The 11,175-nt window shown below is 49.0% G+C and carries 11 protein-coding genes; 7 read left to right on the forward strand and 4 right to left on the reverse strand.

Translation table 11 applies throughout. The annotated features are described in order from the left end of the window. Positions 1-143: 143 nt before the first annotated feature. Positions 144-1,073 (forward strand): tRNA 2-thiocytidine(32) synthetase TtcA, encoded by a 930-nt coding sequence (ttcA, locus tag BZG23_RS04050; protein ID WP_077606200.1) that lies wholly within the window; start codon positions 144-146, stop codon positions 1,071-1,073. Between the two features lie 152 nt (positions 1,074-1,225). Here ttcA and BZG23_RS04055 read toward each other — a convergent pair whose 3' ends face one another. Together BZG23_RS04055 and BZG23_RS04060 are read right to left on the reverse strand one after the other, a co-directional pair. Then, complete coding sequence (locus tag BZG23_RS04055; protein ID WP_077606201.1) at positions 1,226-1,876, reverse strand: DUF2987 domain-containing protein; 651 nt, start codon at positions 1,874-1,876, stop codon at positions 1,226-1,228. A gap of 29 nt (positions 1,877-1,905) precedes the next feature. Beyond that, positions 1,906-2,730: a hypothetical protein gene (locus BZG23_RS04060; protein ID WP_077606202.1), complete on the reverse strand. Its 825-nt coding sequence runs from the start codon at positions 2,728-2,730 to the stop codon at positions 1,906-1,908. Between the two features lie 271 nt (positions 2,731-3,001). Between BZG23_RS04060 and potA the strand changes: the two genes are divergently transcribed. Genes potA through potC form a run of 3 tightly spaced genes read left to right on the forward strand, consistent with a single transcriptional unit; the run spans position 3,002 to position 5,725 of the window. Further along, positions 3,002-4,117, forward strand: a complete 1,116-nt coding sequence (potA, locus tag BZG23_RS04065) for a spermidine/putrescine ABC transporter ATP-binding protein PotA (RefSeq protein ID WP_046073242.1) — start codon at positions 3,002-3,004, stop codon at positions 4,115-4,117. Then, a complete protein-coding gene (gene potB, locus BZG23_RS04070) occupies positions 4,104-4,958 on the forward strand; it encodes a spermidine/putrescine ABC transporter permease PotB (RefSeq protein WP_077577817.1) in 855 nt (284 codons plus the stop codon). Before potA ends, potB begins: the two co-directional genes overlap by 14 nt. Further along, positions 4,955-5,725, forward strand: coding sequence for a spermidine/putrescine ABC transporter permease PotC (potC, locus tag BZG23_RS04075; protein ID WP_077577818.1), 771 nt, complete (start codon positions 4,955-4,957; stop codon positions 5,723-5,725). Before potB ends, potC begins: the two co-directional genes overlap by 4 nt. A gap of 60 nt (positions 5,726-5,785) precedes the next feature. Here the strand turns inward: potC and cobB are convergent, their stop codons facing one another. Continuing rightward, complete coding sequence (gene cobB / locus BZG23_RS04080; protein WP_077577819.1) at positions 5,786-6,502, reverse strand: Sir2 family NAD+-dependent deacetylase; 717 nt, start codon at positions 6,500-6,502, stop codon at positions 5,786-5,788. Positions 6,503-6,691: 189 nt separating this feature from the next. Here cobB and BZG23_RS04085 point away from each other — a divergent pair, with 189 nt between their 5' ends. Beyond that, the gene (locus BZG23_RS04085) at positions 6,692-7,411 is read left to right on the forward strand and encodes a DUF3581 family protein (RefSeq protein ID WP_077606351.1); all 720 of its coding nucleotides are present in this window, start codon (positions 6,692-6,694) and stop codon (positions 7,409-7,411) included. A 67-nt stretch (positions 7,412-7,478) separates the two neighbouring features. After that, a complete protein-coding gene (locus BZG23_RS04090; RefSeq protein WP_077606203.1) occupies positions 7,479-8,303 on the forward strand; it encodes an HDOD domain-containing protein in 825 nt (274 codons plus the stop codon). A gap of 53 nt (positions 8,304-8,356) precedes the next feature. Here the strand turns inward: BZG23_RS04090 and BZG23_RS04095 are convergent, their stop codons facing one another. Continuing rightward, positions 8,357-9,259, reverse strand: coding sequence for a LysR family transcriptional regulator (locus BZG23_RS04095; protein ID WP_046073247.1), 903 nt, complete (start codon positions 9,257-9,259; stop codon positions 8,357-8,359). A 177-nt stretch (positions 9,260-9,436) separates the two neighbouring features. Here BZG23_RS04095 and BZG23_RS04100 point away from each other — a divergent pair, with 177 nt between their 5' ends. Next, the gene (locus BZG23_RS04100) at positions 9,437-11,128 is read left to right on the forward strand and encodes an L-lactate permease (RefSeq protein WP_077606204.1); all 1,692 of its coding nucleotides are present in this window, start codon (positions 9,437-9,439) and stop codon (positions 11,126-11,128) included. Positions 11,129-11,175: the final 47 nt, after the last annotated feature.

Here is an 11,175-nt window from a genome sequence, read left to right on the forward strand (position 1 = left end):
TTTCTCATTCCATCATACAGCAGGCAGTGGCATTCACTGCCTGCGGGTGACTGGCATTTGTGGTCAAAATCCGTATCATACCCGCCATTCATGCACACTGGCAGTGTAATGCGTTTACCTTGCCTGACAACGCGATAGTACTTATGAGCACCGAAGAGCTGAGCAAAGCACAAAAATACGGATTTAATAAACTGCAAAAGCGCATTCGTCGCAACACCGGACAAGCGATTGCCGACTTTAATATGATCGAAGATGGCGATCGCATCATGGTTTGCTTATCAGGCGGAAAAGATAGCTATACCTTGCTTGATATGTTGCAAAGCCTGCAAAAGAGCGCGCCAGTTTCATTCCAACTCATTGCGGTCAACTTAGATCAAAAGCAACCTGGGTTTCCTGAGCACATTTTGCCAGAGTATTTAGAGGGCTTGGGCGTCGAGTACAAAATTGTTGAAGAAGACACTTACTCCATCGTCAAAGAGAAAGTGCCAGAGGGCAAGACAACCTGTTCACTATGCTCGCGACTTCGCCGCGGGATCTTATATCGCACAGCGAAAGAGCTGGGGGCCACCAAAATTGCATTGGGCCATCACCGAGATGACATACTAGAGACCTTGTTCTTGAACATGTTCTATGGCGGCAAGATGAAAGGCATGCCACCGAAGCTCGTCTCTGATAACGGCGAACATGTGGTGATCCGTCCACTGGCCTATTGCCGAGAAAAAGACATTGAGCGTTATTCAGAGCAAAAAGCCTTCCCGATCATTCCGTGTAACCTTTGTGGCTCACAGCCCAACCTACAACGCCAAGTGATCAAAGATATGCTCCGAGATTGGGACAAGCGCTACCCAGGCCGCATTGAGACGATGTTCCGAGCAATGCAAAATATCGTCCCCTCGCATATGGCCGATACCGAGCTGTTTGATTTTAAATCCGTCGCAGCGGGTATGACGTTTGAGGGGGATGGTGATACCGCATTCGATAAGGAAAACTTTACCGATCCGGCGCCCGTTTCAGAAAGCCCTGTCGAGGTTGACCCCAACTTATCACTCGACGTGGTCAATGTCGGCACATAATGTTTGAAGCATGACAGAATTGTCGTTGGCCCTAAATGGCCTGCTAATAAAAACGCCCACTTTAAACAGTGGGCGTTTTTTGTCGTTTCTGCCTTCTACATCGTGCGCATTATGTCTTTGAAGCTCAGTGTAGACTTGAAGTCTTTTCCCGTTTATCCGTTTTTCGGCAACCAAGGCGACACCTTGATGGGAGCGTCTGGCAGCGTTAACGTGGCGCTTTCGCCAAGATGATTGACATCTATAATGGCTTGGTGAGCATCGATTGGGTATTTTGTTCCCTCACTGCTAGTCACCGCACCAGTCACCGAGGGCGCAAAATGCAAGACGACTCCCTGTGTCTTCGGCATAAACCAAGAAGCAAACATCCCGCCTAAATTTTCCATCATCGTATCCATCTGAGGCAACCAGCCCTGAATCTGCTGGCTGGTTAATTTCTTTCCTACTGGCTGCTCAACCAATACCTGGAACGAAATATCGCAGTTACGATCGGCGGGCGTTTCAACAAAGACATCCGGGTTCACTTTGCGGAGCTGGTTATCGAGAGGAAGCGGCAGCGCTTGAGAGGCTGGAATATCAAAGGCTTCATAATGCTCTTCCTTGCTCATCCATGCGCGAGAAATCGGGCAAACCTCTCCCGACTCGGCCGAGACCATAAAGTACGCCACACCAATATCGGGATGCCCTTCTTCCACGTTATGTTTAAGCTGAGTAAATAGCTTGCTATAGCTAAAACGGTATGTATCGGCACTGGCCGGGACACTCACCATTCCCAGCAAAACCAGTACACTGGCTAGTTTTTTCATCAGAACTCCAGTTGCAGGCTCAAAGCGAATCAAGCGTCAAAGGTGTCTTGGTCAGATGACGACGGAGTCGTACTATTCGACGCTCTTTCTTCATTCTCATTTTGTGACACTGTCACCTCCACACCAACGCCAAACATTTCTCGGTAAATCACACCTTTAACATTGAAGAGAAAGGGTAACGCCCAAACCAAGGCAAAGCCAGCGGTGGCAAAAGAAATGAGAAATAGCACGCCGACAACGGCATAAATGGTTGCCATTTGGAACAATTTCTTGTTTACCGCCCGGAAGGATACGGTGAGAGCTTTAACCGGCGTGAGGCGTTTTTCACAAATCAATAACGGCGMCATGGAAAAMRCCATCGCAACATAAAGGCTCAGTAATGGAAAAATCATGCTCGCCACACTTTGCAATGTCGCCGACAGGCAGATCACGACCGTCACGGGTAAAGCAAACACGAGCCCTTTTAGTAGATGGCGTGGTTTAGAGCGAAAGCCTATAGCGTGACTCAAGCCCATTAAGCTCGCCCCCGCATATAATGGCGCAATCAGAACCTCGGAAGTAAAATTCGCTAACCACACGGATGAAATCATATCTGTGGTGAGCTCACGTTGACCGACCAATGCCTCAAATAAATGCGACGGCGCCCCCAACAACAACGTCAGCATCAGCATTAAGATACCTATTTGAGTCGCGAATAAGCACAAGGTGGCGGGCAAAAACGACCAAAAGTGCTTGAAGGTCTGAGAGAAGGCTTCTTTGATTATCTCAAAAGGATCGAGCCGGTAGCGACCGTTTAGCGCTGTTTCTACCGACCCACCGATATGTAAAGCATTGTTGTATTCTTGTTGACTCATAATCGTTATCTATCATGACTAATGCACCCAGTATATCTGACTGTAACCCATAGCCAAAAATCATTCTGACAAATAAGGAAAAATAACCAGATCAGCTTTGCGTTGACAATGGTCTGGTTTAGGCTGGACACCTTATCGAACAACAGACACCAAAGTGCCAAAACGAGCGAAAAACTGCTTTAACTTCGACTGACACGCGTCTATTATGCGCCGTCTGTTTTATGGGTACGAATGTACAAGACAATTTGCCAGGTAGAGAGAGAACGAACCATTGAAGCACGCAAATGTATCTCACAAACCGGTTGTCGAGCTCGCGTCACTAACCAAAAGTTTCGACGGCAAAGAAATCATCTCCCGTTTCAACCTAACGGTCAATAACGGAGAATTCCTAACGATCCTTGGCCCTTCAGGCTGTGGCAAAACAACCGTACTGCGTTTGATTGCGGGGCTGGAAGATGCCGACAGTGGTGCTGTCGTTATTGATGGCAAAGATGTCACGACCCTCCCAGCAGAAAAACGCAATGTAAACACTGTCTTTCAAAGCTATGCGCTTTTCCCACATATGACAGTGTTTGAAAACGTCGCATTTGGCCTGCGCATGCAGGGCGTGAATCATCACCATATTGAACCTCGGGTGATGGAAGCGCTGCGAATGGTACAGCTTGACCATTATGCCTCTCGTAAACCTCATCAATTGTCTGGCGGACAGCAGCAACGTATCGCGATTGCACGCGCCGTGGTGAATAAACCGAGCGTGCTCTTGCTGGATGAATCCCTCTCTGCACTCGATTACAAACTGCGTAAACAAATGCAGATGGAGCTGAAACAGCTGCAACGCAAACTGGGGATTACGTTTATCTTCGTTACCCACGACCAAGAAGAAGCCCTGTCGATGTCAGATCGTATTATCGTTATGCGTGATGGCGAAATCGAGCAAGACGGCTCACCGCGTGAGATATATGAAGAGCCTAAGAATTTGTTCGTGGCACGCTTTATTGGTGAAATCAATGTCTTTGATGCCAATGTGATTAAACGCATCGATGACAAACGTATTTGGGCCCGAGTCGAATCACGTGAGTGTGAGGTCTATTGCAAGCTCGATGTGCATCCGGGTGACGCTATCAAGGTATTGCTTCGTCCTGAAGACATCCGCTTGGAAGAAATTCATGGTAATGCCAAGCCCAATGGTATTGTGGGCTACGTCCGCGAGCGAAATTACAAAGGCATGACCCTCGACTCGGTCCTCGAGTTGCCATCAGGGCAAACCGTGATGGTGAGTGAGTTCTTCAATGAAGATGACCCAGACGTCGATCACTCCATCGATCAGAAAGTGGCTCTGACGTGGGTAGAAAGCTGGGAGGTGGTGCTGGCCGATGAAAAAGCTTAATCTGCAAACCGCCATCGTGGGTTTGGTCGTAGGTTGGTTGCTGATCTTTGTTTTTTTACCCAACCTAATGATTATCGCGACCAGTTTTTTAACGCGCGATGACGCCGATCTTGTCGAGATGACCTTCACGCTGAGCAATTATGCGAAACTGCTCGATCCTCTTTATGCGAAAGTAGTCTGGCACTCTTTCTACATGGCGGCCTTGGCAACCCTGATCTGCCTACTCATTGGCTATCCATTTGCGTTTATCATTGCCAAAATGCCTAAAAATACACGTCCTTTGATGCTGTTTTTAGTGATTGTTCCGTTTTGGACCAATTCCTTGATCCGTACGTACGGGCTAAAAATATTTCTTGGTACCCGTGGGCTACTCAATGAAAGCATGATGTGGCTTGGCTTGATAGAACGCCCCGTTCGCATCATGTACACCGAGTATGCGGTGATGGTTGGCCTTGTCTATATTTTGCTGCCATTTATGATCCTGCCTTTGTACTCGAGCATCGAGAAACTCGATCGCAGCTACCTTGAAGCGGCGCGTGATTTAGGCGCCAACAAATTCCAGTGTTTTGTGCGTGTGATCCTGCCATTGACCACACCCGGTATTATTGCTGGCAGTTTGCTGGTCATTCTTCCCGCTCTAGGCATGTTCTACGTCTCGGATTTGCTGGGGGGAGCGAAAAACCTACTGATCGGCAATGTGATTAAGAGCCAGATTTTGAACGTTCGTGATTGGCCATTTGGCTCAGCCGCCAGTATCTCTCTGACGGTGTTAATGGGCCTGTTGCTGTTTGCATATTGGCGTGTGGGTAAGTGGATGAATCGCAAGGAGGCCTTATCATGATCCGGTGGCTAAGGAATAGTTTTCTCTCCTTGGTTTACGCCTTCCTTTACATCCCAATTCTGGTGTTGATCGTTAACTCGTTCAATGCCAGCAAATTTGGCATGAGTTGGAAAGGCTTTACTTGGGAGTGGTATGGGCAGCTGGTCAATAATCATAGCCTGATGCAAGCGGCGGGTAACTCATTAACCATTGCGGTCTTTTCTGCTAGTGCTGCCGCCATGATTGGTAGCTTGACTGCCGTTGCCCTCTTTCGCTACCGCTTTCGCGGTAAACAGTTTGTAAATGGCATGCTTTTTGTGGTGATGATGTCCCCGGACATTGTGATGGCTATTTCGTTATTGGCGCTATTTGTGTTGATGGGCGCGCAACTGGGATTTTTAACCCTACTGCTCTCTCATATTACTTTCTGCCTACCATTCGTGGTCGTCACGGTATACAGTCGCTTAAATGGCTTTGACGTTAAAATGCTTGAAGCCGCGCGTGATTTAGGCGCGAGCGAATGGGTGATCCTCACCAAGATTATTTTGCCACTGGCGGCTCCTGCGGTCGGTGCAGGTTGGCTACTGAGTTTTACCCTTTCGCTGGACGACGTTATCGTTAGCTCATTTGTGACCGGGCCAAGCTATGAAATTTTGCCCTTAAAGATTTATTCGATGGTTAAAGTGGGCGTATCACCCGAAGTGAATGCACTTGCCACTATCATGTTATTGGTGTCGTTAGTGTTGGTCATGTGCTCGCAATGGCTCGCGAAAGACAGGTTAAAGTAACCCTTGCGCTAGGGCTGCTATTCCATCAGCAGCCCTTTTTTCTATCTGTATCCTCTTGCGTTACTGCTCCAGTGCCAGAATTTCCTCCACCAGCTTCGGCACGAGCGTGCTCGCCTTCCCGTAACGCCGCTCATTAAATTCACTTTCCACAGCGCTGGGCTCCAAGTTTATTTCAATAGTGTGCGCACCATGCATCGCCGCTTCGTGCACAAACCCCGCCGCTGGATACACCGCCCCAGAGGTGCCAATAGAAACAAACAGATCCGCTTGATTGAGTGCATCATGAATTTTCCCCATTCCCAGAGGCATCTCTCCGAACCACACCACGTGTGGCCTCAACGGTGCGGGCATCTGGCAACAATGGCAGTGATCGGACACCTGGATATCACCCGTCCAATCGATGGTTTGCTGCGAGTGGCTACAACGCGCCTTTAACAGCTCACCATGCATATGAATGATATTGTGCGTGCCGGCGCGCTCGTGGAGATTATCAATGTTTTGGGTCACAACGAGCACACTGGCCTCGGTTTCCTGCTCTAGGCGTGCCAGTGCCTCATGGGCCGGATTGGGGATGATCTCTCCTTGTAACTGCCGCCGACGATCATTATAAAACTGTTGAACAAGGGTCGGGTTTCTCTCAAAGCCCTCAGGCGTTGCAACGTCTTCAATATGATGCTCTTCCCAAAGGCCATCTTGATCTCGAAAGGTTCTAATCCCTGACTCTGCAGATATTCCCGCGCCTGTCAAAACTACGATGTGTCGATAAGGGAATGCCATACGCCGTTCCTATGCAAGTGACCTGTTTATCTATTTTATAACACTCTCACGCTTACCATTGAAGTAGTAAGGGTTTAGACCTTAGTCGTTGACTCTAATCACAAAAAGATAATGCAACGACTGGCTAGACCAATGCCGCGCTTCGCTTGGGTTACAATGTCGGCTTATTTCTCGCATCTGTTATCCATTATGAAATTAGAACATTATTACACTGAGCAAGATGGCAAACTGATTTTTACTCGCCAGCAAGCAAGTGACTTTGCTAAACGTATCGCCGGCGACTTTAACCCGATTCATGACACAGACGCTTCACGGTTCTGTGTGCCCGGGGATTTGCTGCTTTCTATCTTATTGGCCAAAACAGGGATCAGCGAGCAAATCGAGATTCAGTTCAATGGCATGATCAGTGCCAACACGCCCTTGTCGATTATCGAAACAGACGATGGCGTTACCGTCGTCGACGATAATCAAAAGCTTTATCTCACCATGACACGCCATGGACAGACACGTCACGATAAAGCATTAGCAACAGAGATCGCCGAGCACTACGTGCAGTTTTCCGGTAAGAACTTCCCGCATATCATGGTGCCGCTAATGCGGGAGCAACAAATGATGATCAACACTGAACGTCCACTCGTCATGTACGAGAAAATGAGCTTGGCGTTTGATGATCTCTCAATCAACTCTGCCGATGTCGCTTTATCGGATTCGGTGATGCAAGTGAGCGGCAAACGCGGAAAAGTCGATCTTGCTTTTGATTTTATTGTCGATGGGCGGCGTGTGGGACACGGATGTAAAACGATGGTTGCCAGTGGTTTGCGCCCCTACTGCGAAGAGGCCATTCAAAACCTAGTAGAGCGTTTTAATGCCAGAAAACAGGCCTACTGCGCTGCGCCCGCCACGGAGTAATTTTCTTCCCTGAAGCCTTTGGCTCTGATCTATAGTTACATCAGAGCCAACGCTGAAGGAAGTTGTTATGGAATCCAATAGCTTGGTCGAGCTTATCGATCGTCTCCCGAAAATCCCCAAAGTCGTGCAAGAGTTGATTGAGTTGGTCAACAGCCATGACGCTGAGCTTAATCAAATCGCTGAAAAAATCGCCTACGACCAGATCATTTCCGCGCGAGTGCTTCGCTTGTCTAATTCAGCCTATTTTGGCCGCGCCCGAAACGTGGGCTCTGTCAACGAGGCCGTTATCCGGCTAGGTCTAGGACCTGTGAGAACTCTGGTGGTGTCTAGTGCACTGATGAGTGCCTTTGACGTCGATGACGAAGTGGATATGGATGCGTTTTGGCAACACACTTTCGAAATTGCAACCTTGAGTAAAGCCTTAGCAAACGCATTAAGAATGGACGGTAACGAAGCATTTACCGCCGGCATGCTCCATAATCTCGGTGAGCTGCTGATCATGACCACCGCTTACGACAAGCTGGACCGTATCAATCTGCACATGGAGGCGGGTAAGCCCAAGCAAGAAGCCCAGCAGCTTATTTTGGGGATCACCAGCGCCGAGTTAGGTGGAGAGCTCGCACAAACTTGGAACTTTCCCCAGCGCTTAAGCGATGCAATTCGTTATCAGTTTTCGCCCGTACACGATGAGCAGTTTTCGCCATTGGCGGGCATACTTCGCTTAGCCAACAAAATTGACGCCGCTTGGGGCGAGTTTGTTACCACCGACTCTAAGCTTGATTGGCTCGACCAGCAGCTCGAGTACAACATTCTCGGTTTGCCTAAAACCGTGGTCGCTAATATCGACGATGTCATTGGCTCAGGGCGTGAAATGGCCAGAATGCTTAAATAACAATGGCGTCTCTATCACCACGTGGGCGCAGTATATTAACCACGTGGTGCTTTCTAAAAGCAGTGTTGAATCGCAAGGTATTTATTGCGGATGTGCTCTATCAGCAAACGTACTTTTTTAGGCGGCTGGCGAGTGAATGGGTATACCGCATAAATCCCGAGTTTTTTGCCCACTTGGTCAGGAAAAAGATCAACCAATACGCCCTGCATCAAATCGTCATACACCAAACAACGCGGTACATACGCGATGCCATGGCCACTTAGCGCACCTTGTCGTAGGGCGATAGGGTTATCGGTCGAAAAGTTGCCGGCCACTTTAATCACTTGGTTTTTATGCTCGCCTTTAAACTCCCAGTCACTGGCTCCCGTGGTTTGGTAGGCATATTGCAGACAATTATGCTGTTTTAACTCGATAGGATGTTGCGGCCGCCCATGACGCGCAATATAGCTGGGCGCCGCACATACCACCCATTGTGAGTCGATAATATGGCGAGCAATTAAGCTAGAGTCCTCGAGGTAGCCGGTGCGGATAACCAGATCAAACCCCTCATCAATTAAATCAACAAAGCGATTGTCCAACGACATATCGATGTTGAGACCAGGGTATTGCCCACAAAACGCCGCCACCGCTTCGGCCAACAACAGTTCCCCAGAAATGGTCGGCACTGAAATTTTTATTTGGCCCGTTATCGCCTCCCCAAACCCTGCGACCGCATCAAAGGCTTCATCAGCGGCCTGCTTCACATTTTTTGCACCTTGATACAAGGTACGTCCGGCATCAGTCAGTGTCAGCTTACGCGTGGTGCGATACAAAAGCTGCACTCCCAACCCCTCTTCGAGCTTTTTAATCCGCTTGCTAACTACGGAATTTGTCAGGGAATTTATTTCCGCTACCTTGCTAAAAGAGCCTAATTCGGCGACTTGAGCAAAGAGGACAAGATCATCTGTTTTCGGCATATTATGTCAATTATGGAAGTAATTATTTTCATTATTTCCATATATCAGAAAAATGCAAACGCGTAATGTCACATACGGTTAACATCGAGTCACCGAGCTGTCAGCAAAATAACAACACATTGGTGACTTGTTTATTCAACGTGATTCAACGGAAGAGACACCTAATAAGGAACCCTTATGACAGATACCCTATACGCCCTCGTCGCGTTCTCACCCATCGTGGTCGCGGCTATCTTACTGGTCGGCTTAAATTGGCCAGCCAAGAAGGCGATGCCCGTTGCCTTTATCATGACAGTCTTAATCGCACTCTTCCAGTGGCAGATGAGTGCGGCACGCGTATCGGCCTCCATCGCACAAGGTTTAATCATTACAGCAGCCGTACTTTGGATCGTGTTTGGTGCCATCCTTTTGCTCAACACCTTAAAGCACACTGGCGCGATTACCGTAATTCGCAACGGCTTTACCACCATCTCCGATGATAGGCGTATTCAGGCCATCATCATTGCATGGTGCTTTGGCTCGTTCATTGAAGGGGCATCAGGCTTCGGCACTCCCGCTGCCATTGCGGCGCCGTTATTGGTCGCCATCGGCTTCCCTGCTCTCGCCGCGGTTGTGGTGGGGATGATGATTCAATCTACGCCTGTCTCCTTCGGCGCAGTGGGCACACCTATTATCGTGGGCGTAAACAAAGGGTTAGACAGCCATGCAATTGGGCAAACACTCACCGCCAATGGCAGTGATTGGGCAACCTACCTGCAGTCTATTACCACGCAAGTGTCGTTTATTCACGCGGTAATTGGCACACTGATGCCTTTGCTAATGGCAATGATGTTGACCCGATTTTTCGGCAAGAACAAGAGCTGGAAAGAAGGCTTAGAGGTGGCGCCGTTTGCGATTTTCGCCGGGTTAGCATTCACCGTTCCTTATGCCCTCACCGGCTGGTTGTTAGGACCCGAATTCCCTTCATTACTCGGAGGTCTAGCAGGGATTGTGCTTGTGACCACCGCGGCACGTAAAGGCTTTTTAGTGCCGAAAAACCAGTGGGACTTTGATGACGAGTCGACGTGGCCAACCCATTGGCTGGGCTCGCTGAAGATGGATCTTAAGGTTCAAGAAAAGCCGATGAGCATGGCCATGGCCTGGACCCCTTATATTTTGTTGGCGGTTTTCTTGGTGATCAGCCGCGTTAGCCCGACGGTCAAGACGGCACTGACCGATGTCAGCCTCGGTTTCTCCTCTTTGTTTGGTGAAACAGGGGTCAACGCCGCCATTCAGCCACTTTATCTACCGGGCGGTATCCTTGCGTTCGTGGCTTTATTAGCCGTGTTGCTGCAAACGCGTCAATTGTCACCGCTGGTAACGGCTGCGCGTGAATCGAGTAAAACACTGATTGGCGCAGGATTTGTCTTGGTGTTTACCATTCCCATGGTACGGATTTTTATTAACTCAGGCGTTAATGGTGCTGATTTGGTGAGTATGCCAGTCATGACCGCACGCTTTGCGGCCGATTTAGTGGGGAATGGCTTCCCAGCGTTAAGCGCCACCATTGGGGCGTTGGGCGCTTTTATTGCTGGCTCCAATACGGTGTCCAATATGATGTTTAGCCAGTTTCAGTTTGAAGTGGCACAAACGTTAGGCGCATCGACCGTGGTGGTAATTGCCCTGCAAGCCGTTGGTGCCGCAGCTGGCAACATGATCGCCATCCATAATGTGGTCGCAGCATCCGCGACGGTCGGCTTACTCGGCCGTGAGGGCGTGACCCTGCGGAAAACCGTCTTACCCACCATTTATTATCTGATTGCCGCGGCGGTTATTGGCTTGGTGTTAATCAATGTATTGCAATTTGCCGATGTCCTCTCCGGGGCGTAATCTTACATGTTATTGGCCGAGCTACCTCTCGGCCTTTCTCTCCACAA

The sequence above is a fragment of the Salinivibrio sp. ML290 genome (assembly GCF_001995695.1).
GTDB lineage: Bacteria > Pseudomonadota > Gammaproteobacteria > Enterobacterales > Vibrionaceae > Salinivibrio > Salinivibrio siamensis.

Coding starts and splice junctions, on each gene's coding strand:
- cobB (WP_077577819.1), bottom strand. CDS start 6,502: ATGGCATTCCCTTATCGACACATCGTAGTTTTGACAGGCGCGGGAATA.
- BZG23_RS04085 (WP_077606351.1), top strand. CDS start 6,692: ATGAAATTAGAACATTATTACACTGAGCAAGATGGCAAACTGATTTTT.
- BZG23_RS04055 (WP_077606201.1), bottom strand. CDS start 1,876: ATGAAAAAACTAGCCAGTGTACTGGTTTTGCTGGGAATGGTGAGTGTC.
- BZG23_RS04095 (WP_046073247.1), bottom strand. CDS start 9,259: ATGCCGAAAACAGATGATCTTGTCCTCTTTGCTCAAGTCGCCGAATTA.
- potB (WP_077577817.1), top strand. CDS start 4,104: ATGAAAAAGCTTAATCTGCAAACCGCCATCGTGGGTTTGGTCGTAGGT.
- BZG23_RS04090 (WP_077606203.1), top strand. CDS start 7,479: ATGGAATCCAATAGCTTGGTCGAGCTTATCGATCGTCTCCCGAAAATC.
- ttcA (WP_077606200.1), top strand. CDS start 144: ATGAGCACCGAAGAGCTGAGCAAAGCACAAAAATACGGATTTAATAAA.
- potC (WP_077577818.1), top strand. CDS start 4,955: ATGATCCGGTGGCTAAGGAATAGTTTTCTCTCCTTGGTTTACGCCTTC.
- BZG23_RS04100 (WP_077606204.1), top strand. CDS start 9,437: ATGACAGATACCCTATACGCCCTCGTCGCGTTCTCACCCATCGTGGTC.